The organism is Serratia sp. LACPHL-BACT-2024-00286 (genome assembly GCF_043109535.1).
Taxonomy (GTDB): domain Bacteria; phylum Pseudomonadota; class Gammaproteobacteria; order Enterobacterales; family Enterobacteriaceae; genus Serratia; species Serratia sarumanii.
In genome coordinates this window covers 449,124-472,660 of sequence record NZ_JBICNA010000004.1, presented here as the reverse complement: position 1 = coordinate 472,660, position 23,537 = coordinate 449,124, and the positions used below count along the sequence as shown (strand labels likewise).

The 23,537-nt window shown below is 57.3% G+C and carries 28 protein-coding genes; 20 read left to right on the top strand and 8 right to left on the bottom strand.

All coding sequences use genetic code 11. The features are described 5' to 3' along the window. The first annotated feature begins 158 nt into the window (after positions 1-158). Complete coding sequence (locus tag ACF8MC_RS14890; protein ID WP_060438210.1) at positions 159-1,778, top strand: ABC-F family ATP-binding cassette domain-containing protein; 1,620 nt, start codon at positions 159-161, stop codon at positions 1,776-1,778. A 15-nt stretch (positions 1,779-1,793) separates the two neighbouring features. Here ACF8MC_RS14890 and ACF8MC_RS14885 read toward each other — a convergent pair whose 3' ends face one another. Then, entirely contained in the window at positions 1,794-3,284 is a 1,491-nt protein-coding gene (locus tag ACF8MC_RS14885; RefSeq protein WP_121535485.1) for a PLP-dependent aminotransferase family protein, read from the bottom strand. 121 nt (positions 3,285-3,405) lie between these two features. Between ACF8MC_RS14885 and ACF8MC_RS14880 the strand changes: the two genes are divergently transcribed. The 3 genes from ACF8MC_RS14880 to ACF8MC_RS14870 are packed head-to-tail and all read left to right on the top strand — an operon-like array spanning position 3,406 to position 7,438. Next, a complete protein-coding gene (locus tag ACF8MC_RS14880) occupies positions 3,406-4,671 on the top strand; it encodes a 4-aminobutyrate--2-oxoglutarate transaminase (protein ID WP_121535488.1) in 1,266 nt (421 codons plus the stop codon). A gap of 12 nt (positions 4,672-4,683) precedes the next feature. Then, a complete protein-coding gene (locus ACF8MC_RS14875) occupies positions 4,684-6,138 on the top strand; it encodes an NAD-dependent succinate-semialdehyde dehydrogenase (RefSeq protein WP_033649022.1) in 1,455 nt (484 codons plus the stop codon). Between the two features lie 58 nt (positions 6,139-6,196). Next, entirely contained in the window at positions 6,197-7,438 is a 1,242-nt protein-coding gene (locus ACF8MC_RS14870) for an amino acid permease (protein WP_039569357.1), read from the top strand. 73 nt (positions 7,439-7,511) lie between these two features. On the opposite strand, the gene yfcF is transcribed toward ACF8MC_RS14870, so the two are convergent. After that, the gene (gene yfcF, locus ACF8MC_RS14865; protein ID WP_033636084.1) at positions 7,512-8,147 is read right to left on the bottom strand and encodes a glutathione transferase; all 636 of its coding nucleotides are present in this window, start codon (positions 8,145-8,147) and stop codon (positions 7,512-7,514) included. A gap of 171 nt (positions 8,148-8,318) precedes the next feature. Here yfcF and ACF8MC_RS14860 point away from each other — a divergent pair, with 171 nt between their 5' ends. Next, the gene (locus ACF8MC_RS14860; protein ID WP_164105348.1) at positions 8,319-9,035 is read left to right on the top strand and encodes an HPP family protein; all 717 of its coding nucleotides are present in this window, start codon (positions 8,319-8,321) and stop codon (positions 9,033-9,035) included. Here the strand turns inward: ACF8MC_RS14860 and aac(6') are convergent, their stop codons facing one another. The 3 genes from aac(6') to ACF8MC_RS14845 form a co-directional block, all read right to left on the bottom strand. Further along, complete coding sequence (aac(6'), locus tag ACF8MC_RS14855) at positions 9,036-9,476, bottom strand: aminoglycoside 6'-N-acetyltransferase (protein ID WP_047570454.1); 441 nt, start codon at positions 9,474-9,476, stop codon at positions 9,036-9,038. A gap of 239 nt (positions 9,477-9,715) precedes the next feature. Next, a complete protein-coding gene (locus ACF8MC_RS14850; RefSeq protein ID WP_033649027.1) occupies positions 9,716-10,759 on the bottom strand; it encodes a tyrosine-type recombinase/integrase in 1,044 nt (347 codons plus the stop codon). Then, complete coding sequence (locus ACF8MC_RS14845; protein ID WP_033649028.1) at positions 10,759-11,337, bottom strand: phage repressor protein CI; 579 nt, start codon at positions 11,335-11,337, stop codon at positions 10,759-10,761. Before ACF8MC_RS14845 ends, ACF8MC_RS14850 begins: the two co-directional genes overlap by 1 nt. Before the next feature lie 131 nt (positions 11,338-11,468). Here ACF8MC_RS14845 and ACF8MC_RS14840 point away from each other — a divergent pair, with 131 nt between their 5' ends. The 11 genes from ACF8MC_RS14840 to ACF8MC_RS14790 all read left to right on the top strand — a co-directional run bounded on the left by ACF8MC_RS14840 (position 11,469) and on the right by ACF8MC_RS14790 (position 16,904). Beyond that, on the top strand, positions 11,469-11,732 hold the full coding sequence (locus ACF8MC_RS14840) for a hypothetical protein (RefSeq protein WP_071998162.1): 264 nt from the start codon (positions 11,469-11,471) through the stop codon (positions 11,730-11,732). A 31-nt stretch (positions 11,733-11,763) separates the two neighbouring features. Beyond that, positions 11,764-12,273, top strand: coding sequence for a phage regulatory CII family protein (locus tag ACF8MC_RS14835; RefSeq protein WP_033649029.1), 510 nt, complete (start codon positions 11,764-11,766; stop codon positions 12,271-12,273). A gap of 10 nt (positions 12,274-12,283) precedes the next feature. Then, positions 12,284-12,463 (top strand): phage filamentation protein Fil family protein, encoded by a 180-nt coding sequence (locus tag ACF8MC_RS14830; RefSeq protein ID WP_049279101.1) that lies wholly within the window; start codon positions 12,284-12,286, stop codon positions 12,461-12,463. An 11-nt stretch (positions 12,464-12,474) separates the two neighbouring features. Then, entirely contained in the window at positions 12,475-12,777 is a 303-nt protein-coding gene (locus ACF8MC_RS14825) for a hypothetical protein (RefSeq protein WP_031221632.1), read from the top strand. 64 nt (positions 12,778-12,841) lie between these two features. Further along, a complete protein-coding gene (locus tag ACF8MC_RS14820; RefSeq protein ID WP_033649030.1) occupies positions 12,842-13,135 on the top strand; it encodes a DUF2732 family protein in 294 nt (97 codons plus the stop codon). Beyond that, the gene (locus tag ACF8MC_RS14815) at positions 13,135-13,359 is read left to right on the top strand and encodes a TraR/DksA C4-type zinc finger protein (RefSeq protein ID WP_023460307.1); all 225 of its coding nucleotides are present in this window, start codon (positions 13,135-13,137) and stop codon (positions 13,357-13,359) included. Before ACF8MC_RS14820 ends, ACF8MC_RS14815 begins: the two co-directional genes overlap by 1 nt. Positions 13,360-13,481: 122 nt before the next feature. After that, a complete protein-coding gene (locus tag ACF8MC_RS14810) occupies positions 13,482-13,763 on the top strand; it encodes a DUF5405 family protein (protein WP_015379131.1) in 282 nt (93 codons plus the stop codon). After that, entirely contained in the window at positions 13,753-14,178 is a 426-nt protein-coding gene (locus ACF8MC_RS14805) for a hypothetical protein (RefSeq protein ID WP_033649031.1), read from the top strand. Before ACF8MC_RS14810 ends, ACF8MC_RS14805 begins: the two co-directional genes overlap by 11 nt. Continuing rightward, positions 14,175-16,388 carry a replication endonuclease gene (locus ACF8MC_RS14800; RefSeq protein ID WP_140926695.1) on the top strand — a complete coding sequence of 738 codons (2,214 nt, stop codon included), beginning with the start codon at positions 14,175-14,177 and terminating at the stop codon, positions 16,386-16,388. Before ACF8MC_RS14805 ends, ACF8MC_RS14800 begins: the two co-directional genes overlap by 4 nt. 73 nt (positions 16,389-16,461) lie before the next feature. Then, positions 16,462-16,659 carry a hypothetical protein gene (locus ACF8MC_RS14795; protein WP_033649105.1) on the top strand — a complete coding sequence of 66 codons (198 nt, stop codon included), beginning with the start codon at positions 16,462-16,464 and terminating at the stop codon, positions 16,657-16,659. 47 nt (positions 16,660-16,706) lie between these two features. Continuing rightward, positions 16,707-16,904: a hypothetical protein gene (locus ACF8MC_RS14790; protein ID WP_139818298.1), complete on the top strand. Its 198-nt coding sequence runs from the start codon at positions 16,707-16,709 to the stop codon at positions 16,902-16,904. Positions 16,905-17,000: 96 nt separating this feature from the next. Here ACF8MC_RS14790 and ACF8MC_RS14785 read toward each other — a convergent pair whose 3' ends face one another. Beyond that, entirely contained in the window at positions 17,001-17,900 is a 900-nt protein-coding gene (locus ACF8MC_RS14785) for a LysR family transcriptional regulator (protein ID WP_033649106.1), read from the bottom strand. 128 nt (positions 17,901-18,028) lie between these two features. Between ACF8MC_RS14785 and ACF8MC_RS14780 the strand changes: the two genes are divergently transcribed. The 3 genes from ACF8MC_RS14780 to ACF8MC_RS14770 all read left to right on the top strand — a co-directional run bounded on the left by ACF8MC_RS14780 (position 18,029) and on the right by ACF8MC_RS14770 (position 19,721). Beyond that, the gene (locus ACF8MC_RS14780; protein ID WP_019843167.1) at positions 18,029-18,601 is read left to right on the top strand and encodes a flavin reductase family protein; all 573 of its coding nucleotides are present in this window, start codon (positions 18,029-18,031) and stop codon (positions 18,599-18,601) included. A 524-nt stretch (positions 18,602-19,125) separates the two neighbouring features. Beyond that, positions 19,126-19,380, top strand: coding sequence for a type II toxin-antitoxin system HicA family toxin (locus tag ACF8MC_RS14775; RefSeq protein WP_071605322.1), 255 nt, complete (start codon positions 19,126-19,128; stop codon positions 19,378-19,380). After that, positions 19,377-19,721, top strand: coding sequence for a type II toxin-antitoxin system HicB family antitoxin (locus tag ACF8MC_RS14770; protein WP_223294898.1), 345 nt, complete (start codon positions 19,377-19,379; stop codon positions 19,719-19,721). Before ACF8MC_RS14775 ends, ACF8MC_RS14770 begins: the two co-directional genes overlap by 4 nt. Before the next feature lie 44 nt (positions 19,722-19,765). On the opposite strand, the gene ACF8MC_RS14765 is transcribed toward ACF8MC_RS14770, so the two are convergent. Together ACF8MC_RS14765 and ACF8MC_RS14760 are read right to left on the bottom strand one after the other, a co-directional pair. Next, positions 19,766-20,800: a phage portal protein gene (locus ACF8MC_RS14765; RefSeq protein WP_033649034.1), complete on the bottom strand. Its 1,035-nt coding sequence runs from the start codon at positions 20,798-20,800 to the stop codon at positions 19,766-19,768. Then, the gene (locus ACF8MC_RS14760) at positions 20,800-22,572 is read right to left on the bottom strand and encodes a terminase ATPase subunit family protein (protein WP_033649036.1); all 1,773 of its coding nucleotides are present in this window, start codon (positions 22,570-22,572) and stop codon (positions 20,800-20,802) included. The genes ACF8MC_RS14765 and ACF8MC_RS14760 overlap by 1 nt, the downstream gene beginning before the upstream one ends. Before the next feature lie 142 nt (positions 22,573-22,714). Between ACF8MC_RS14760 and ACF8MC_RS14755 the strand changes: the two genes are divergently transcribed. Beyond that, a complete protein-coding gene (locus tag ACF8MC_RS14755) occupies positions 22,715-23,530 on the top strand; it encodes a GPO family capsid scaffolding protein (RefSeq protein WP_033649037.1) in 816 nt (271 codons plus the stop codon). The last annotated feature ends 7 nt before the right edge of the window (positions 23,531-23,537 follow it).

Below are 23,537 nucleotides of genomic sequence, written 5' to 3'. Positions count from 1 at the left end.
CATAACGAACAAAAGATCGGTTAACCTTTGCGCGTTGCAAATTCCTTCTCTCTGCGGAGCCATAACCGAAAATGAACAACCACACCTGTTGATATCTGGTCCCACGCCGTGCGCTCTCGCGCCCTGTGGGGATGTTTTGATCTCATTCAGGAGTGCTTATGGCTCATTTTGCGCAGTCCCCTTATTTCGTTTTACATCAACTGACCTGCCAATTTGCTGACGGCGAAACGCTGTTCGGCCCGCTGGATCTCGCTTTCGATCGGCAGCGCTGCGGCCTGGTAGGACGCAACGGCGTCGGCAAAACCCAGCTGCTGCGCCTGATCGCCGGGCGGGATCGGCCGGGCAACGGACACGTCGAATCCCATGCCGCATTGGCTTACGTTGCGCAGCAGCCGGAGATCGCGGCCGACACCACGCTGGCGCAGCTGCTGGGCTACGGCGAGGTGTTCGCCGCGCTGGCGCGCATCGAGCAGGGGCTGCCGCTGGCGGACGACATCGATCGTCTGGAAGGGCGCTGGGATCTCAACGATCGCCTGCAAAGCGCCTTCGCCGCCGCCGGGCTGCCGGCCTTCGATCCGTTGCGATCCGCATGCGACTTGAGCGGCGGCGAACGGATGCGCGCGGCGCTGTGCGGCGCTTTTCTGGGGGAGGCGGATTATCTGCTGCTGGACGAACCGACCAACCACCTCGACAGCGCCGGGCGCGCCTGGCTGTATCAGCAGCTGGAGCGGTGGCAGGGCGGGCTGCTGATCGCCAGCCATGACCGGCAACTGCTGGGGCGTATGGAGCGCATCGTCGAACTGACGCCCGGCGCGCTGCGCAGCTACGGCGGCAACTACGACGACTACCGCCGCCAGCGCGACACGGAGCAGCAGGCGGCGCGCGCCGATCTGGAGCATGCGCGCGAGGAACGCCGCCGTACCCGCGCGCGTCAGCAGAAAGAGCACGACATGAGCCAGCGGCGCTCGGCGCAAACGCTGCGCGTCGTCGATACGCTGAATATCGCCTCTTTCGAGCGGGTGGCCTACAAATCGGCGGCGAAGGAGAGCCTCGGCACGCTGCGCAAACAGCATCAGGACCAGCGCGACAGCCTCGATGCGGCGGTGCGCGAGGCCTATCAGCGGGTGGAAGAGGAACAGCCGGTGTTGCTGGCGCTGCCGGGCAGTGAAGTGAGCGCGAACAAGCAGGTGCTGGTGCTCGAACAGCTGCAGCTGCCGTTCGTCAGCGCGCCGCCGCTGGATCTGCGGATCGACGGCCCGATGCGCGTGGCGTTGACCGGCCCTAACGGCTGCGGCAAGTCCACCTTGCTGAAGACCGTTCTCGGCCAGTTGGCGCCGCTTGCCGGCCATTGTCATTGCCCGCTGTCGACGGCCTATCTCGATCAAACCCTGTCGCAGCTCGACCCGAGCCTGTCGGTGATGGAGCATCTCGGGCTGCAGGATTCGCCGCTGGTGGAAGGCGCGTTGCGCACCCGGCTGGCGCAGTTGCAGCTTGGCGCCGATCGCATCGCGCTGCCGCTGGGTTCGCTGAGCGGTGGCGAACGGCTGAAGGCGGCGCTGGCCTGCGCGCTGTGGCGGCGGCAACCGGCGCAGCTGCTGTTGCTGGACGAACCGACCAACCACCTGGATCTGGCGTCGTCGCTGGCGATCGAAACCGCCCTGGCGGATTTCCCCGGCGCGATGCTGGTGGTGTCGCACGACGAAGACTTCCTGCAGGCGCTGCGGCCGACGCACCGTCTGCACCGGCAGGCGGACGGTTGGCGGCTTCAGGCCTGGTAACGCGCGAAGGCGGCCCTAAGGAGCCGCCTTTTTCATTTCGGGCGCGTTGATGCACGCCAGCAACTGGGTGAAGGCGGCGGCCATCTGCTCTTCCGGTACGCAGGCAAACCCCATCAGCAGGCCGCGCCGGCGGTTGGGCTGCATGTAGTAGCGCGACAGCGGCCGCACCAGCACCCCGCGCGCGCCGGCGGCGGCGGCGATCGCCACGTCGTCGGCCTCGTCCGGCAGGTTGAGGATCAGATGCAGCCCGGCGTTGCTGTTGAACTCGCTGAGCGCCTGTTTGCCGAGGTGCTGTTCGATCAAGCCGGTCAGGAAAGCGCGCCGCCGGGCATACAGTAGCCGCATGCGTCGGATATGCGCGGTGTAATGCCCCGCCTGAATAAACTCCGCCAGCGCGCTCTGGATCAGCAGGTGCCCGCCGCGGTACAGCTCGGCGTGGGCGGTTTTCAGCGCCTGCACCAGCGGCGGCGGCAACACCACATAGCCGAGGCGCAGCGCCGGATAGAGCGTTTTGCTGAAGGTGCCGATGTAAATCACCGGCGCGTCGGCCTCCAGCCCTTGCAGCGCCGGGATCGGTTGGCCGGAAAAGCGGAATTCACTGTCGTAATCGTCCTCGACGATCCAACCGCCGGCGTTGCGCGCCAGCGCCAGCAGCCGTTGGCGGCGCGCCAGGCTCATCACCGAGCCGAGCGGATACTGGTGCGACGGAGTGACGAAAATCAGGCGGGGCGGGGTGGTCGGCTGCTCCGGCGGCACCAGCCCGGCTTCGTCCACCGCCAGCGGGCAGATGTTCAGCGCATTGATGCGCAGGATATTGCGGATCCCCCAATAGCCCGGCTCTTCGATCCAGGCGTCATCCCCCGGATTACACAACATGCGCGTCACCAGATCGATCGCCTGATGAATGCCCTCGGTGATCAGGATTTGTTCCGGCGAACAACGCACCGAGCGCGCCACCCGTAAATACTCCACCAACGCATGCTGCAGCTCCGGGCTGCCGCCCTGATTGCTGTAGGTCAGCCGCTGCGGCGCCGGGCGGCGGCTGAGGCGCGCCTGGATCTTGCTGAACAGCTGATGGGGAAAGGCGTTGACGTCGGGCACACCGGGAATGAACGCCCCCCACTGTTTGGGGCTGGCGCTGGCGTGGTGCAGCAGCGTGGCGCCGCGCTCGGACAGTTCGACGCGCCGCGGTTGCCCGCTGCCGTCGGCCGGCGCGCCGCCGGTGGAGAGGCAGCTGTCCGGTACCGTGTCGGCGACGAAGGTGCCGCTGCCGGCGCGCGCCGATACGTAGCCTTCCGCCAACAGTTGTTCATAAACGGTTAATACGGTGTTGCGGGACAGGGTGAGCTCCTGCGCCAGATCGCGCGAGGCGGGCAAGCGGCTGGAGGGCGGCAGGCTGCCGTCGAGAATGCTGGTGCGGATCGCGTTGTAAAGCCGCTTGTGCAGCTTGTCATCGGGCTGCTCGCCGAGGCGCTGCAGCAACAGATCACCACTCAATGAGCGCAATTGGATCCCTCAATTATTCGTAACTGGCACTCGATTATAGGGCCACATCCTGTGTAAATAAACGGCATTGTTTCACGAATGTGAACGAAACGTGTAACTGGCACCGACCGGAGAGAACAGCATGAAAAACGCAGAATTGAACCAACGCCGTCAGGACGCCACCCCGCGCGGAGTGGGCGTGATGTGTGGTTTTTACGCCGAGCGCGCAGAGAACGCCACGCTGTGGGATGTGGAAGGCAGAGAAGTGATCGATTTCGCCTCGGGGATCGCCGTGCTGAACACCGGCCATCGCCACCCGAAGGTGATCGCCGCGATTGAAAAGCAGCTGCAGGCCTTCACCCACACCGCCTATCAGATCGTTCCTTACGAAAGCTATGTCTCGCTGGCGGAGCGCATCAACCAGCGCGCGCCGATCGCCGGCCCGTGTAAAACCGCCTTCTTCACCACCGGCGCGGAGGCGGTGGAAAACGCGGTGAAGATCGCCCGCGCTTACACCGGCCGTCCGGGCTTGATCACCTTCGGCGGCGGTTTCCACGGCCGCACCTATATGACCATGGCGCTGACCGGCAAAGTGGCGCCTTACAAACTGGGCTTCGGGCCGTTCCCCGGTTCGGTGTTCCACGGCCAGTACCCGAATGCGCTGTACGGCGTGACTACCGAAGACGCGATGAACAGCCTGGATCGCTTGTTTAAAGCGGATATCGATCCCAAGCAGGTGGCGGCGATCGTGCTGGAGCCGGTGCAGGGCGAAGGCGGTTTCAACGTGGCGCCGGCCGACTTTATGCAGGCGTTGCGCGCGCTGTGCGACCAGCACGGCATTCTTCTCATTGCCGACGAAGTACAGACCGGCTTCGCCCGTACCGGCAAGCTGTTCGCCATGGAGCACTACAGCGTTAAACCGGATCTGATCACCATGGCGAAAAGCCTGGCGGGCGGCATGCCACTGTCGGCGGTGGCGGGCCGCGCCGAGGTGATGGACGCGCCGGCGCCGGGCGGGCTGGGCGGCACCTACGCCGGCAACCCGCTGGCGGTGGCCGCGGCGCACGCGGTGCTGGACGTGATCGACGAAGAGCAGCTGTGCCAGCGCGCCCAGCGTTTGGGGCAGCACCTGGTGGAAGTGCTGCAGCAGGCGCGCAAAACCAGCCCGGCAATTGCGGATGTGCGGGCGCAAGGTTCGATGGTGGCGGTGGAGTTCAACGATCCGGCTACCGGCAAGCCTTCGGCGGAGATCACCCGTCAGGTGCAGCAGAAGGCGATGGAGGAAGGGCTGCTGCTGCTGAGCTGCGGCGTGAACGGCAACGTGATCCGCTTCCTGTATCCGCTGACCATCCCGGACGATCAGTTCACCAAGGCGATGGGCATTCTGACCCGCGCGCTGGCTCACTAAGGAGCGAACGGCATGAAATTGAACAATCCCGAGCTGCTGCGCAGCCAGTGTCTGATCAACGGCGAATGGTGCGATGCCCTGAGCGGCAAGCGCGAAGCGGTGATCAACCCGGCCACCGGCGCCGAGCTGGCCAGCATTCCGCTGGTCAGCGAAGAGGAAACCCAGCAGGCGATCGCGGCGGCGCAGCGGGCGCAAAACGACTGGAAACAACTGACCGCCAAGCAGCGTTCCGCGCTGCTGTTGGCCTGGGCCGACAAGGTGCTGGCCGCACAGGAAGATCTGGCGCAGCTGATGACCGCCGAGCAGGGTAAATCGCTGGCGGAAGCGCGCGGCGAAGTGGCCTACGCCGCGTCGTTCATCACCTGGTTCGCCGAAGAGGCCAAGCGGGTGGACGGCGCGGTATTGCAGGCGCCGCAGGCTTCGCAGCGCCTGGTGGTGGTGAAGCAGCCGATCGGCGTGTGCGCGGCCATCACACCGTGGAATTTCCCGGCGGCGATGATCACCCGCAAGGTGGCGCCGGCGCTGGCGGCGGGCTGCACCATCATCGTCAAACCTGCCGAGCAAACGCCGCTGACCGCGCTGGCGCTGGCCAAGCTGGCGCAGGACGCCGGCATTCCCGCCGGCGTGTTGCAGGTGGTGACCGGGGAAGCGGCGCAGGTGGGCAAGGTGCTGTGCGACAGCCCGGTGGTGCGCAAGCTGAGCTTTACCGGTTCGACCGAGGTCGGTCGCATTCTGATGGCGCAGTGCGCGCCGAGCATCAAGAAGCTGTCGCTGGAGCTGGGCGGCAACGCGCCGGTCATCGTGTTCGACGACGCCAATCTGGACGCGGCGGTGGCGGGCATCATGGCCTCCAAGTTCCGCAACAGCGGCCAGACCTGCGTTTGCGCCAACCGCATCTACGTGCAGGACGGCATCTACGAGCGGCTGGCGGAGAAACTGGTGGCGGCGGTCGAGCAGTTGAAAGTCGGCGACGGCAGCCAGGAAGGCACCACCCAGGGGCCGCTGATCGACAGCGATGCGGTAGCGAAGGTGCAGAGCCATATCGACGACGCGCTGATCAAAGGGGCGCAGATCGCCACCGGCGGCCAGCCGCACGCGCTGGGCGGCACCTTCTTCCAGCCGACGGTGGTGACCGGCGTGACGCAGAAAATGCGCTTCGCCAAAGAAGAGACCTTCGGGCCGGTGGCGCCGCTGTTCCGCTTCCATGACGAGGCGGAAGCCATCGCCATGGCCAACGACACCGAATTCGGCCTGGCCGCCTACCTGTTCACGCAGAACGCCGCGCGCCAGTGGCGCGTGCCGGAAGCGCTGGAGTACGGCATGGTCGGCATCAACACCGGGCTGATTTCCAACGAAGTGGCGCCGTTCGGCGGCGTGAAACAGTCAGGGCTCGGGCGTGAAGGATCGCGCTACGGGATAGAAGAATATCTGGAGCTGAAATACCTGTGTATCGATGTGAGCCGTTGAGCGTCAGGACGTTAACCCATCCCGGCGGCCAGCGTCGCCGGGCGATAAAGGATGATGCATGTCTGATAATACCTCTGTTTCTCCGGCGCTTGCCGCCGGGGTGCGAGCACCTGCACCCGCCAAATCGTTAAGTTTCCTTGAAGGGGTGGCGATGATCGTCGGCACCAATATCGGCGCCGGGGTGCTCTCCATCGCCTACGCCTCCAGCAAGGCCGGTTTCCTGCCGCTGCTGTTCTGGCTGGTGCTGGTGGGGAGCCTGACCACCATCACCATGCTGTACGTCGCCGAATCCACGCTGCGCACCCGCGCGCATCTGCAGCTGAGCGGGCTGGCGAAGCGCTACGTCGGCGGCCTGGGCGCCTGGTTGATGTTCGCTTCGGTGTGCGTCAACAGCGTCGGGGCGCTTACCGCCTACATGACCGGCAGCGGCAAGCTGCTGCAATCGCTGTTCGGCATCTCGCCGGCGCTGGGCAGCCTGCTGTTCTTCGTGCCCGCCGCCGGCGTGCTGTATCTCGGTTTGAAAGCGATCGGCCGCGGCGAGAAGTTCATCAGCATCGGCATGGTGGTGATGCTGACCGCGCTGGTGGCGGCGACGCTGCTGAAAGACACCACCCAAATGCGCAACCTGCTGGACGGCGACTGGCGCTTTATGGTGCCGGTGTTCAACGTGGTGGTGTTCTGCTTCTCGGCGCAGTACATCGTGCCGGAAATGGCGCGCGGCTTTGCCGACAAGCCGGAGCAGCTGCCGAAGGCGATCATCGTCGGCATGGCGGTGACCTTCATTTTGCTGGCGGCGGTGCCGATGTCGGTGATCGCGCTCAGCGGGCTGGATGGCATCTCCGACGTGGCCACCATCTCCTGGGGCCAGGCGCTGGGGCAGTGGGCGTTCTTCTCCGCCAACATCTTCGCGCTGTGCGCGATGCTGACTTCCTACTGGGGATTGGGCGGCAGTTTCCTGACCAATATTTTCGACAAGTTCCGGCTGGGCAACGACGAGCTGCCGCTGCGCCGCTTTGGCGTGCTGCTGCTGGTGGTGGTGCCGCCGTTCGCGCTGGCCTACAGCGGGCTGGTGTCGTTCGTCAACGCGCTCTACTTCGCCGGGGTGTTCAGCGGGGTGATCCTGTCGATCATGCCGATGCTGATCCTGCGCGGCGCACGCAAACATGGCGACCAGACGCCGCGCTGGCAGTGCAACTGGATCACGCACCCGCTGCTGCAGATCAGCATTGTGCTGCTGTACCTGGCCAGCGCGGTGTACGCCATCGCTTCATTGTTAGGCTATCTGCCCTCTGGATGGTGATTTGCCTTCCCTCAAGCAGTGATGTTGTTTCTCGGCATTGAGAACGGCGGCGTCGTGGCCGCCGATTTTTTTCTCAGGCGCGCCGCTTTGCCGACAGCGCCAGCCAGGCCTGCACCGACGGGCGCTGCCACTGCTTGTGCGCATAGTGGCGCAGGCGCTCCGGCACCGGATCGCCGTGCATCACCAGCCGGTTGAGCATCAGCGCCAGATCGGTGTCGGCGATGCACCACTCCCTGAACAGATTATCCTGCCCATGGCTCAACAGCTTTTCGACGGCGTCGATCAGCTTGCGTGCGGCCCCCTGTGCGGCTTCGGACAGCGGCGGGAACTTGCCGTTGTTGAACACCACTTCGGTCGAGCGCTCGGCGCGGATCGGCAGCAGATCGCTGCGCAGCCAGGCCTGGATCTCGCGCGCCTTGGCGCGCAGCTTCACGTCGCGCGGGTACACGGCGTGGGCCGGATGGATGTCCTCCAGGTATTCGGCGATCGCCGAAGACTCCGAGAGCTGAAACTCGCCGATGGCCAGCGTCGGCACCCGGCGGGTGAGCGACAGCGCCGCGTAGGCCGCCTCTTTATTCTCTTCTTTCGCCAGATCCACCGTCTTCACGGTGAACGGAATGCCTTTTTCCGTCAGCACGACAAAGGCGGACATGGCGTACGGGCTGAAAAATTCACTGTCGGTGTAAAGCTCGGTGATCGGTTGAGACATCGGCGGTTCCTCGGGGTTAAGGGGAGAACATTCATCATTGTCGAGGGATGGCTAAAAATCAATCTGTTAGGCCAAAAGTTGTTTGATACCGCGGCCTACGGCGCCGTGAGTTCCTTCCGGATGATGTGATATATTTGTTGCCAACACGTGAATTGAGCCGTATTGGGTAACATGAAGACGCAGTGGATAGAACGAGTAAAAGTGGGATGCGCGCGCCTGTGGCCGCACCCGCTGGCGGTGGGCAAGCGAGAGATGCTGATTTCCAGCGTCGGCGCCGGTTTGGGGCTAATGCTCGCCGGCTGGATCAGCCACTTTATTTTGGGCGAGGTGAACCTGTGGTTTATCGCGCCGATGGGCGCCTCGGCGGTGCTGCTGTTCGGCGTGCCCAACAGCCCGCTGGCGCAGCCCTGGTCGATCGTCGGCGGCAATGCGCTGGCGGCGACGGTGGGCGTCAGCGCCGGCCTGCTGATCCCCGATCCGGGCCTGGCCTGCGGCGTAGCGGCGGCGGTGGCCATCGGCCTGATGTTCAAGCTGCGCTGCCTGCATCCCCCGGGCGGCGCGGTGGCGCTGACCGCCATCCTCGGCGGCCCCGGCATTCACCAGATGGGCTACCACTTCGTGCTGTACCCGGTGCTGCTGAACTCGGTGCTGCTGGCGGCGCTGGCCATTCTGTTCAATAACCTGGCCGGGCGACGCTACCCGCACGCGCTGGCGCCGGCGGAGGCCAAGCCGGCCAATCTGCCGATCGATGCCGTGTCCATCACCCGCGGCGATCTGCACGAGGCGCTGATGGAGGGGGATCTGTTCGATATCGACGAGGACGATTTGCAGGAGATCCTGCTGCGCGCCGAGCAGCTGGCGCATCAGCGGCAAAGCAAAACTGCCTGATCAGCCCAGCGTTTTGCGGTAAAACACTACCCGCTCCGTTTCGGCAAAGCCCAGCGCCGCATGCAGGCGCTGGGAGTCCAGATTGGCGATATCGGTATCCGACGCCAGCTCGCTGCACCCCTGTTGCTTCGCCCACTCCTGCACCTGCGCGATCAGGCGCGCGGCCCAGCCCTGGCGGCGGGCGCGTTCGGCGGTATAAATCCCTTCCAAAAACGCCACCGGCGACGATTCGCAGCCGTTGACGTAATCGTAGCGCAGCGCGACCTCGGCAAAGGCAACGAAAGCGCCGTCCAGCCCCCGCGCCATAAACGCGGTATGGTGCGGCGAAGCCAATATCTCGCGCATTTCCGCGCGGTGCTCTTCAGGCGAGCCGGACGGCCACAGCGCGGTGCGCAGCGCCAGCCAGGCGTCGAGGTTGTCGTGGTCGCAGATGACGATCATGCGGGATCCTTATGAGTCGGAATAAATCAGGAATGCCGAGAGAGAAGTGTGGCACGCAGGCGGGAAACAAAAAAGCCACCCCGGACAGGATGGCTTGTAAGGCTGTGAAAACAGCAAAAATTTGGTGGCCCCTGTTGGGTTTGAACCAACGACCAAGCGATTATGAGTTCCTACAAAAACAACCGAAAATCAATAGATTGCCTTTGTTTTCAGTGACATATTGGGCCAATGTAGGCCATTCATATGACATCATGTGCCAGTTCTACCGCCATTCTATCGCCATTTGTAGCCAGAGGATTTAACCGTACTGCGTCCTCTAAATGGTCGGGGGCAAAGTGAGCATAACGCATTGTCATTTTTATGTCCGTATGACCTAAAACTCTTTGTAGTACCAGTATGTTACCTCCATTCATCATGAAGTGGCTGGCGAACGTGTGCCGTAGAACGTGAGTTAACTGGCCCGCGGGAAGTTCTATGCCAGTTCTTTCTAGGGCGGCTCGGAACGCCCCATAGCAACTAGTAAAAAGCCCCGTCTGTGGTTTGTTCTGGCTAGGTAGAGAATCGTACAGCTCTTTACTGATAGGCACTGTCCGGTTTTTCCTGCCTTTAGTATTGATATATGTGATTTTGTATTTTGACAGCTGGCTTTTTCTGAGCCCTTCGGCTTCTGACCAGCGTGCGCCGGTAGCAAGACAAATTCTTACAACCTTTTCGAGATCAGTATTCTCGTGACGTTGGCATTCAGCCAGCAGGAGGGCAATCTGATCTCTATTGAGCCAGGCCATCTCCATTTCTTCAGTACGAAAAGGGCGTATGTTTTTTAACGGATTATCGCCTTTCCACTCACCAAGGCGGTTTAGTTCATTGAATACGGCCCGAAAATAGGCCAACTCGAGGTTTAGCGTGCGAGGGGAAACCTCTTTCACTCTGTTGGAACGGGCATATTCACCTTTCAGCCTTTTTTCCCTGTAACGGGAGAACATTTGAGCATCGAAATCGCGAGCCAGTGGTTCCCCCATACAGTTAAAAGCATGATGCATGGATAATTGTCGTTTTAACCCATCTTTCAGGGTTATGCCGTGGGCGCTATACCATGAGTCCACGAGTTCTTTGACTGTGCGCCGATCCTCTTTCTCTTCTTGCCACGGGTTTTGTATGGTGTATTGCTCAAAGGCTAAGGCTTCACCTTTGGTTGCGAACTTTTTTCTGATCCGCTTACCCCTAGCCCCATTCGGATATAGCTCGCATACCCATCCGCCAGCAGGAATCTTACGGACAGCCATTAGTTAACCTCGCTGTAAATGCCAGCAATACGTCCAAGTATGCGGATCTCATCAGTTAAGCACTCAAACGGAACCTTCCCGCCAGCCACATGGAGCTTTTTACCGGGTAATACGGTTAGCTCTCGGATGCTAATTGCCCCCTCAATGTCTACCAGCCAAGTCCCATCTGCTAGCGAGGCTGATTTATCTATGAAGTGCAGCTTTCCATCGGTTCGAACTGCAATACCGTCAGTAGGTTTCTTACGGAAAAAGTTAGGATCGATGCTCAAGCGGTCATCTTCTCTTAGCTCGCCGTCCTCAAGAGTGAATAACTCAATCTCAAGTGGGGATTCTTCCGTGGTTTTATTCTCAAATTTCGAGCCTTCACCAGTAAGAAGCCATTTAAGACTTGCACCAGTCTCTATGGAGCAGAGAGCTGCATAGTCATAAGAGATAGTGCCTCTCGTATAGCGATTTTGGAGAGAACTTGCAGAAATATCAAAGTGATGGGCTAGCTGAACTTTCTGCGTGAAACCATAGACATCGCAGATGCGCTCGAGGATTTTGATAGGTTCAAAACTAGTCTCTCTGATACTCATAAGTTAATCCAAATGTTGACCAATGCTAAAAAGTTCATTAGATTGCTCGTTAGTGAATTGTCTGTATTGGCCTACATTGGCAAATGGGCGGTCAATACTGGTTAAAGTTGGCAAATAGGGAATCATGCATTATGGCTTCTGAGATCGCAATCTTCAAAATCGCCTCCCCCATTGTGACGTTAAAGGAATTCGCGGAGCTAGAAGGCGTTTCTACTCGTACTGCTCGTCGCTGGAGTACTGGTGAAACCCCGTGTTTACCTATTGAACCCCGCGTTATCCGTAAAGGATGCAAGAAAGCAGGCGGCCCGATCCGTATCTACTACGCACGCTGGAAAGAAGAGCAGTTGCGTAAAGCGTTAGGGCATTCACGTTTTCAACTCGTCATCGGTGCGTGATTCACTTTAAGTGAATTCATAGGGGTAAAGTATGTTTGATTACGCCATTTCTAAACATCCGCACTTCGATGAAGCCTGCCGACAGTTTCCAGCTCGCCACAATGTGACGGCGCTTGCTAAACAGCTCGGCATGAACGCCCAGACGCTGCGCAACAAATTGAGTCCGGGCCAGCCGCATCAGCTCACGTGTGCCGAACTGCTGGCGATCACTGACGCTACAGAGGATTCCAGCCTGATTGATGCCTTGCTGGCACAAATCAACTGCATGCCGTCCGTGCCTGTCAATGAGGCTTGCGCCGGAAATATTCCAACGTATGCACTGCAGGCCACGGCCGCAGTTGGCAGCATCGCCGCCGCCGCCGTGCAGGGCGACCACAAAACGCCGGTACGCAAAAGCGCACTGCTTGAAAGCGTCAACACGGCGATCCGCCATTTGTCGCTGATCGGCTTGACCGTTCAGAACCGCATCCAATCCACCCCGGCTCTGGCCTCCACCGTTGACGTGATCAGCGGGCTGAGTGCTGTTGCTGGTTTAAGCTGAGGTGATCACCGTGGTTATTTCTATCGCTCCACTGCTGAAACAACAAAGTCCATCGCGGCATTTTGAACACGGTTTCATTGAACTGCCGGGCGGCAAGCGCTGGCGCCCACGTCACGATCAGGCGGCCTTACTGCGTGGCCTGTCAACGGTTAAGCCAGTTTCACCGCTGCGCCGTTTTTTCTGTCGTTAATTGGGGCTGTCATGTTGTTGGCTACTGAAACACAAAAAGCGATCGGCATTAAGCGCATTTCACAGATTAAGCGTGAGCTGTTCCCGCATAAGCGGAATCAGGCGCAAGAGGCTTTTGATAAGTCGCCGGAACATATCCGCAGAACTGTTTGTTTTCATGCCGGGCTTAAAGAGCGGCATATAAAAATGAAGTTTGCAGAAATGAGTTATTCAGAGCGTAAACAAATTGTGTGGGCGCTGAATGACCTGATTGATTTATCAAAAACCTTGCCGCGATTTATCAGTGATGATGATTGCGAATTAAACGTTAATTAACCGCATTGCGTAATTCTGGCGTTAACCCGCCGGGCATCGCTTTGCCTGAAATAAGGAATTTACGATGAAAGAATCTTTGCTTCTTACTCCAACTTTAACCAGCTCGGCAAATAATGCCTTTCAGCGTGGTGTTGTCGCTGGTACTTGCCGCGCGGTTTCTGCCTTAACGAATGAGTTTCAAGATTTGTTAGATAGCGCGCGTGTTGATGAACGTAAAAACCAATCACAGGTAGCTGCTGCGCGTTTGGTTCGGCTGGCGGCCCACATCACCCAAGAGGGGTTAACCGCGGTCGAGGCTGTGGAGCTGTTGCGCCAAGAGGCTGAAGCCATCGAGCATCAAGCGCAGGAGCTGCACTAATGGCCGACTTGATGGACTACGAACAGGAGCGGCAAGCGCTGGTACTAAACGCGCAGATCGCCAACGCCCGCAAATCCTCCGCGCTGCCTTCTGCTTTCGTTTGCGAAGAATGTGACGCGCCGATTCCAGCCGCGCGCCGCGCTGCCGTTCCCGGCGTTGATACATGCGTAAGCTGTCAGCAGATCCGCGAGACGCAAAATCACCTTTACGCGGGGAAGGCATGACGGAGTTCTTTATTTTGTTCGGCCTGCTGGCGTTGCTGGCAGGTCATTTTATTGCGGCTGATTTGAGCGATTCAGAATTTGCACGCAGACCAGAAAACCAAAATTACGATTAAGGAAATAACATGGAAATTAAAATCGGCTCTGAGTTTGTTATCACCAGCGATAACCTGCAATTCATTCTTAATACGGTGAAGGTAGGGAAAACAGGAAAAAGCGAAGGTCAAGAGCGTTACGAGGCTATCGGCTATTACCCTACGATTAACCAGCTTGTGAACGGCCTTATTCATCACAGCGTCCGTAATTCCAGTGTTAATAGCATTGCATCATTGGGCGCGGAAATAGGTCGCATTGGCAACCTGTGCCAAGAGGCTTTTGCGGTGTGTGAGGCTGCAAATGGACAATAAGCTGAGCAAGCCGGTGGCGTGGACTGACGCTGAAGAGCTGCGCGACCTAAGCAAGCATCGTTGTGCGTACATGTTCATTATCGACCCTGCAAATCCATATCACGATCCACGGCGCCAACAGATGCTCTACTCGCACGAGTACGTATCCGCCTTGCTACAGCGCATCGCAGGCCTTCAAGAAGTTGTTGTGGCGCTGCGCGAGTGGATCGATGCGGTGCCGGATGAAGTAGCCGCAAGCCTGCCAACAATGCCGGGCGTTGATCGCGACTGGGTGGATTCAATTATCGGGGAGGTGGCGCAAAAGCTGGCAACGCCGCTAAAAGTAGGCTTCACCGTAAAGGGTGATTTCTGCTCTGCTTGCAATGAGCGTTACTGCGGCAACTGCGCCCACGCCAACGGCGCGAAAGTGCAATGAGCCAAGCGGCTACCGCCTACGCTTACCCATGGAACGAACCGCGCCCGGCAGTTGCCGGGCCGGTAAGACCGCTTACCCGTGAGGAACTCGCTCAGGGGCAAGCTGTTTTAACCAATATTCGTCGCCTGCCGCGCTTCCTCAGCGCCATGTTCCTGACGCGTTACACCAACTTGCTCAAGAGCAAAGGGCTGCACGACGCCAACAAATGGCTGGTATTCCAGTTCGATCGCCGCATCTGGCCGCGCCTGCAAACGGTGAGCGCCAAAAATGCGATGAACCTCGCCGCGTCAATGCGGTTTTCTGCTGAAGTTGATAATTACGCAGCTCTGCCCGGCATGGATGACAAAGAGTTACGCCGCCTTGCCGATCGCGTGGCCGGTCAGCTTCTGCAGAATTACGAAGATTACTGCGATGAGTTTGTGGCGGAGAACGGCGGCGACAATGCCGGGCTTTTCGAAGATGCCACCCAATCCGAATTTTATGGCCGCATTGCCGGTATGGCGCGCGCCTTCAACATCACCCCTATGCACTGGCGCAAATACCGCAAGGGCAAACTGGATGCTCGGTCAGCGATTGCCAGCCTGTCACGGTTGGTTAATTCCGAGTGGTGGGAACGCCAGCTGAAGGCCCAGCGCACGCGCTGGCGCGAGGCGTTGCTGATCGCCCTGGGTAATGTGAACCGCGGGGCGTCGTCGTATGCCAGTAAGCAGGCTATTCGAGATGTGAAAGCGCGCCGCCAGTCCAATTTTGATTATCTGAATAGCCGCGAGCTTGAGAACGTCGAAACTGGCGAACGCTTCAGCCTCATCGACAAGGTGATGGCAAGTATCTCTAACCCGGAAATTCGTCGTATGGAGTTAATGGCGATGATCGCCGGTGTTGAGCAGGCCGCCGCTATCCGTGGCGATAAAGGGATGTTTATCACCATCACCACCCCATCCAAATATCACCCGACGCGCGCCGTCGGCAAGAACAGCCCGAAGGTGCATTTTAATCACAAATGGGATGAAGAGGCGTACACGCCAAAAGACGGCCAGCGCTATCTTGTGAAGCTGTTTAGCAAGATCCGCACAGCGTTTAAAGATGCGGGCCTGCAGGTCTATGGCGTGCGCGTTGTCGAACCGCACCATGATGCGACGCCGCACTGGCATATGATGCTGTTTACCCCCAAAAAACAGCGCCAGCAGGTGATCGACATCATGCGCCGTTATGCCATGGCTGAAGATGGGGACGAGCGCGGCGCCGCCAAAAACCGGTTTGACTGCAAGCACCTGAACAAAGGCGGTGCGGCGGGCTATATCGCCAAATACATTGCAAAAAACATCGACGGCTACGCGCTGGACGGCGAACGCGATCATGAAACCGGCGAGCTGTTGACTGATACGGCGGCCGCCGTCACCGCGTGGGCGTCAACATGGCGTATCCCTCAATTCCACTTTATCGGCCTGCCGTCGCGCGGCGCATGGCGTGAGTGCCGCAAGATCCGCTCTGTCAGTTTGGCCGATGAGTTCGACGAAACCGTTGAGGCGGTGCGCGCTGCTGCTGATGCCGGTGACTTTGCCGCTTACATTCTGGCGCAGGGTGGCCCTAACGTTGCCCGCGACGATCAGACTGTGCGTGTAGCCCGCAGGGTTGCCGACGAGCGCAACGCCTATGACGAAGAAGTGCAGAAAATCGCGGGAATTTTTGCCCCGCATATCGGCGCCGATCGCGTTTATGAAACCCGCACCACGCAATGGCGCATCGTCGCTAAAGCCGTTGCAGTTGAGCCTTTGACTTTGAAAAGCGCCTCCGGCGCGCCTCGGAGTCCTGTCAATAACTGTGGGTTGGTCGGCAGCGGTGACGCCGAAAATATGCAGGATGGGGAGCCTGTAGAGGCCGTGGCGGTGCTGGAGCACGCACCGGAAACCCCAATTGACTGGGATGACATGACCGTTGCACGGTGTGTTATGGCGCGTTTACGGGCAGATGCCCCGCAGATAAACAGGCAACAGAGAAGCATTGACCTATATAGCAGGCCGGAGCCAGCTCCTTCAGCAAGATTAACCGCTGCTGAACGCGATCGCGTTCCCAGAATTTACTCAGAGCTGGCACTACACGGCATCGAGCCAACACGCTCGGAACTGGAAGCACTGGCACGCGGCGCTAAAGTCAAATTTGGTGATATTTCAATGCACTATCCAGCGGTTAATGATTGGTCAGGCTTTTAATAATTAGTTGCGGATGCAAAATTTATGGGTAATACTGTATATGCATACAGTAATTAAGCATCGGAGGAACAGGGTGCATTTACCAGCAGCGGAAGAAATTGTTTTTTTAGAACGTATTGAACTCATCGCCCGTCTGGGGGTTTGTTATGAGAGCCAACCAAAAGATAAAGAGATTGCGTTGATATGGATTTCAGAACTGGCGGGGGAGATGAAAACCAGCATTGCCCCTGAAAAAGCAGAAGTGATCAGGCAGCTTGCCACGATCTCTTAATCCATAGGTGACGTATGAGACGAGATTTAAACTTAGCCGGGGCGTTTATGGATGCGCTTAACTTCAATGAGAACGGCAAGGGCCGCCGCATAAAGACCGTTGATTTCATTCAAGCTGCAAACCGGCTCGGTACACACCTAACGCCTGAAGAGGCGAATTACTACATCAAGCACCAGTCCGGCCACGTTTTCCGGCTGATTGACGAGGGGCGTTATCAGCACAACACATACCTCTATCTGGGTTAAAAATTGTATTTTCTCAGACTTGATTTTACATTGTCACAGCACAGAGTGTAACCTAACAGGACAGCTTTGTGCCAAGAGCAGACGTTGAGGAGAAGATTATTTTGATGCGAAATATTTGCGTAATATTTTTTCTAATAGCGAAAAAACGACAGTCACCCTTTTGGGAGTAATCAGCTGGTAAGGCCGATATAAATAAAATTGCCATTTCTCCTGTCGCAGTTCAGGCAGTGGGAGAACAAGTTGGCCGCTTGCTAAGTACTCCCTACAGATAAAATCGCTGGATTGTACAACCGTTTTCCCGGCCAATGCAGCCTGAATCTCGGCGTATGGGTCTGTAGTATAAAACTCAATATGACGAGGGACAAAAGTATTCACTGCGTCACTCATAAACTCAAATGATTTTCCCGTCTCAGGATTAATTAAACCACTGAATGGATAACGCTGTCGAAGATCTTCTAAATCAGTTGGTGCTCCCAGGCGCGCAATGAGTTCAGGGGACGCAACCAGAATATGTTCAACTTGCCCGATATTTTTAATTATAAAGTTTGGATTAGGTTCTCGCCCTACACGTATACCTATATCGATACGATGCTCGATAGTATCAAGTTTCATCATGTCTAAACGCCAGTCGATAAATAACTCAGGATATGGACGTAGTGCAGTCAATAGTTCATACAAGATTTGTTCATGATTTGGAAATCGAAGTAATGTGATACGAACAATACCCTTAATTTTATTATCATCTTTCGCTGTCTGAAATAGTTTTTCAGAATCTTCCAGCAGGCGCTTCGCTTGGGGTAAAAATAACTCACCGAAACTGGTGAGAAAGATCGAACGAGTATTGCGTTTGAAAAGAGGTTCACCAAGCTGTTTCTCCAACTCAGCGACTGTTCGGGTTACTACTGATGGTGAAACTGACAGCTTTATGGCTGCTTCGCGGAAGTTCAGGGTTTCAGAGGCAATGATAAAAAACTTTAGAGCATCAAGTTTGTTCATGATTGTTGTGAAAATTGCAATAATGTATTTTGATAATAGCAATTAATTTGCAACTATTCCAGTCATATAATCGAACAATCAAATAAGTAACCTGTCTTACTTTTTATCAGAACTCAAAAGAGTAATTTATGTCAATTCAACCAGTAGAGTTAAACAAAGCCTATCGTTTATTGCAGGTCGGGCCAACGACGATGATATCGGCTAAAAATGATGGCATTGAAAATGTCATGGCAGCGGCTTGGGTGGGATTAGTAGGCAATAACAAAGTAATGGCTTTTATAGGTCCACAGGCATTTACTCGCGGGCTTGTCGAAAAAAGTGGATATTACGTTGTCCAGATCCCAGTAGTAAATCAGATGGAAATGGTTTTATATGCTGGAGGCCACAGTTATTCTGACACACCAGATAAAAACAGTAAAATTCCACTGTTTTATCAGAATGAGTTTGATCTGCCTTTAGTTGAAGGTTGCGCTGGCTGGCTAGTCTGTAAAGTTATACCCAATGAAGAAAATGAAAAGCAGCACAACTTGTTCATGGGGGAAATTGTCGGAGCATGGAGTGATGACCGCGTTTTCAGAAATGGGCACTGGATTTTTGATGATGCGCCTGATGAATTACGTACTGTCCATTATGTAGCTGGTGGACAGTTTTACGCTATTGGCAAAGGTACTAAATTTAATTATGGTCCGGGAAAAGACTAACCCTTACTTCTGTATAAATGTAGCCATAGAAAATGGCTACATAATAGAGGTAAGAGCATCAAAATCAACCCACTAAAGATGTCCGCTTTTCGCTCAGAGCGGACTGTCTGATTTGATTGTGCGCTGTTAGGGAATGTTGCCAGTTTCATTCTAAATAACCTATGCATGCATTAGGTGCATGAAATCGCATGATGATCCGGTGTTATTTTTACCCCCACAGCGCCAGCACTGGCGCGGATCGCGCCGGATCATGCAACTGCATTAAAAGCGACACATAAAGCGCGCAGGCGAGGCGGGGATAGCATTGCGCGCAAGCCGTGTTGAACCCCTCCCAAAAGAGCCGCCAGCGTCCCGTCACGGCGATTTATCGCAATACTTGTATGAGAATGGGGTTTGATGTCGTGGCGCCATGATGGCGCTCTCAGGCGCTTACAGCGCACTGCATAATATCGCCAATCAGTGACACCAAAAAACGACACCATAATATTCTTGCAATAGTGTCATAAAGTGATACTATAAACCCCATGAACAAACGACACCAAAAAACGCTGTCAGATGTGTTTGCCCGGCCTGTCAACGGTTCTATAAAGTGGTCTGATATTGAGGCGCTTTTTACCGCATTAGGGGCGGAGATTCACGAAAGGGAAGGTTCTAGGATCGCGGTGCTGTTGAAAGGTGAAAAAAGAGTCTTTCACCGGCCACACCCCAGACCTACCACTGACAAGGGGGCGGTTAACTCCATTCGGATCTGGTTGGATAGCTTAGGAATAAAACCATGATGAATAACACACTGAAAATTGACGGCCATACGGCCGTCATCAACTTCGACCCTGAAATTGAAATGTTCCGGGGCGAGTTTGTCGGGCTGAATGGCGGCGCCGACTTCTACGCCTACAGCGTGGACGAGCTGAAGAAAGAAGGCGCGATCTCACTCGCGGTCTTTCTCGATGAGTGCCATAAAGACGGCATCGAGCCTTACAAGTCGTACAGCGGCAAAGTAACCACCCGCCTGTCGCCGGAACGCCATCAGGCGTTAGCCATTGCCGCACAGGCTACCGGGCAGTCGATTAATGAACTGCTGAATGAAGGTGTTGATCTGGTTATCGAAAAGCATTCCTGATCCAGCGCCAACAAAAAAGCCGCCAATCATTGGCGGCTTTTTGCTTATTCGGTCGGCAACTCATACGGCGCGAATCTAATCACCTCTTCCCCGATCCAGTCGTTCACCTCCTTCATGCGTTCTTGCAGCGGTGTTAGCTCGTTGCGTACAAACACCTGAGCGGCTTTTTTAACGTCCCCGAAGCCGCCGGTATTGTTCGGGATAATCCCCATCATCTGCGGCGGTACGCGGTGTGCGCTTAGCAGATCGTCGCGGCTGGCGTTCTTGATATTGAAAAAGTCGTCCTTGGTGGCAACCTCGGACAGCGGCAAAATCTTAATGCCGTCCGGTTTGCCATTCGGGGCGTACATGAACAGATTGCGGAAGTTCCCCAAGCCCTTAGTGTCGGCCATGGCTTTGCGCATTCTGTCAACGTCGCTGGTACTCTGCGACGCGTCGGTCACATACAGGATGTAACCGGCGTGCGCCCCGTTCTGGTAATACTTACGGCGGAACAGCGTCGCCGCCTCATTCAGCCAGGCGGAGTTAAGCGCGCTGAGGTACTCCGGCAGGCCGTACAGTTCCTGATTGATGTCCGGCTCAATCAGGTGGAAAACGCTGTCGGTCTTGAAGCGATGCGCCTCTTTCCAGTCCTGCACAAACCAGTAAGCGCCGCGCTCCACCCCGCGCCGCGTGTATTTGGCCGGGGAGGATTTCAGCTGCAGCGGCGCGCCGAGCCGGTTTTGGCGCTCTTCTAAATAGGCGTTGCCGAACACCAGATAATCCAGCGCATAGCGGCTAAACTCCTGCTGACTTAACAGCCGGTGCGGGATAAACGTTGACGCTAAAATGTTGCGCTTAACGTACATCGGCGAGCTGTGATGCACGGCGGCGCGCACGCTGCGCGCCAGCCCATCGAAGCTGATCGGCGGTTCGTACCACTTGCCATTTGTCGTGCATTCGATGTAATCCAGAATTTCCCGTTTATCCAGCACAGCGGACGGCTCGCCAAAGGTGAACGCCTCAAAATCCTGCTTCTGCTCTGCTGGCTGGGCTGGCGTCGGGGTGGTAAATGCCTTGCGGCCTTTGCGCTTACTCATCAGTAAAACTCCAAAATGTTCGGGCTGCTGTGGCCGCTGCCTGCGGTCAGCGGTTCGTTTAAGAGGGCGTGCATGATTGCCCACGCGACATCTGCGTGGCTGGCTTCTTCGCTGCGGCTGGCGGTGTAGGTGGAGCGCGCGCCGCTGGCGGTCATGGTTTTGCGGATCGCCATAAAGGCGGCGGTGATGTCGGTGTGGCTGGTGTCGTATTCCAGACAGCCGCGCCCGATGGTGTCTTTTGCCTTCAACACCATGGCGGTTTTGATTTCCGGCGTGTATTTGATTTCTCGCGCGGCCGGGAAGAACTCGCGCACCAGCTGGAAAACACCTTGGCCGACGGTGGTTGCATCGATGCCGATGTATTCCACGCAGTATTTTTCGGTCAGGTCTTTAATCTTCTGGGCCTGCGCGGCAAAGTTCATGCCCTGCCACTGGTGGCGCTCGAGCACGCGGAACTTGCCCCCGGCCACTATTGGCGGCGCGATCACCGCGCATCCGGCGCTGTCGCCGCCGTTGGCTTCCGATGGGTCGTAGCCGATCCACACCGGGCGATAGCCGAATGGCCGCACGGCGTAAGGGTTGAAGTCTTCCCATTCTTCCAGCGCATCGACCATGCAGCCTTGCAGCTCGGCGAACGGGAATACCGACGCGGTATCGTCCACAAATTCGCACATCAGCAGATTCTGATACTCTGCCGGGCTGTATTCGAGCGACAGCTGATCGAGGTCGAACAGGTTACAGCCGCCGGTCAGCGCATCCTCAACCGTGACAATCTGGCGCCATTGCCCATCACCGCACAGCACGCCTTTTGACAGGTGGCTGTGGCTGAGGTCGAGCTGAACGTGATCGGCTTTACTGCGGCGGCCTTTGTTAAAGAGTTCCCCCGACCAGAACGGATAAGCGGAGTGCGCCAGACTCGACGGAGTGGAAAAGTAGGTGGTGCGCCACCGCTTGTGCAGCGACATCCCGCTGGCGACTTTGCGCAGCTCCTGAAACTTCGGGATCCAGAAATACTCATCAAGATACAGATTGCCGGTGTAGCTCTGCGCGGTGCGCACGTTGGTGCCGAGGAACATCAGGCGGGCGCCGTTCGGCAGCACCATCGGATCGCCTTTCAGGTCAACCTCGACCAGCCGCGCAAAATCAATGATGTAATTGCGGAATACATGCGCCTGCGCCTTACTGGCCGACAAGAAAATCTGATTGCGGCCGGTGGTCAGCGCATCGAGCAACGCCTCGCGGGCAAAGAAGAACGTGGCGCCGATCTGGCGCGATTTCAGGATGTTGCGGATACGGTGTTGCAGCCCGGCGCGATACCACCCCATTTGATACTCGAAGGTGGTTTCCGTGAAGATACTTTGCAGTTTCTCCACGGCGGCCTCGCTGAACACGTTGCGCTCGGCGGGCTTGCGCTCGCCTTTGTTGCGGTTGGCGACGTTCGGGTTTAAGTCCGCCTCGTTGCCAGTCGCCGAATAGCGATTGACCCGCGCCAGCCGTTCAATCTGGCGGCCTAACAGGTCGATTTCTTTGAAGTCTTTCCCCTCCTTGACGTCTTTCATGATGAGCTGAATCAACCGTGCTTCCATGCTTTGCTCCACGCGGGAAATGGGCGCGATGTCGTCCCATTTATCGCGCAGCTTCCAGCTCTGCACGGTCGGCCCCTTGAGGTTCAGCGTTTCCGCAATTTGGCGCACAGAAAAGCCCTGCCAGTAGAGCAAGGCAGCTTGGCGTCGCGGATCGCTGATGATGGTTGTTGCTTGTGTCGTATTCATGCCGCCAAGGCTACGAAAGCGCCGGGCGGCTCGCATTAAGCCCTTGTTGTGCCTCAGATCTTCCAACCGCAACGCGTTGAGACGCGCCGCCATTCCCCCGAAACTAGCACCGAACCCAATCACCACAACCGGAGCCGTTTACATGGCAAAGAAAGTTACTAAGTTTTTCCGCATCGGCGTTGAAGGCGACACCGTTGACGGCCGCGAGATCGGCGCTGCGGATATTCAGCAGATGGCCGCGACCTACAGCCCGAAGGTGTACGGCGCCCGTATCAACATGGAGCACATCAAGGGGATTTTGCCGGATGGCTATTTCCGTCGTTACGGCGGCGTGGTTGAGCTGAAGGCCGAAAAAATCGACGAGCCGGACGAACCGCTGTTGCACGGCAAGTGGGCGCTGTACGCCAGTCTGGCCCCGACCGCCGATCTGGTGTCGATGGTCGGCGCGGGCCAAAAGGTTTTCACCTCGATGGAGATCCGCCGCGATTTCGCCAAGACCGGCAAGTCGTATCTGGTCGGGTTGGCCGTCACCGATGACCCGGCGAGCCTCGGCACTGACATGCTGGAGTTCAGCCGCCGCCACGAGAACGTCGAGTTCTCCGCGCCGCTGGAAGTCCATTTCGATTTTGAGCCGGTCGCTGACCCGGAAACCTCATTCTCTGCCCGCATCAAAGCGATGTTTAGCCGCAAGCAGGCCACCGACGATGTGCGATTTGGTGAGATGGAAGGCGCCGTGATGACCGTGGCCGAGCAGTTGCAGGAAGCGGACACCCGCTTTACCGAGAAATTCGCTGCACTGAGCGAGCAGGTTGCCGATCTCAAGCAACAGGTAAAAACCGGCAGCGATGCGTTCAGCGCGCTGCAAGCCCAGCTTTCCACCTCGGAAGATTTCAGCCAGCAGGCCCGCCCGGACGCCACCGGCGGCAACAGTGCGCAAGACGTGCTGACCGACTGCTAAGGCAGTC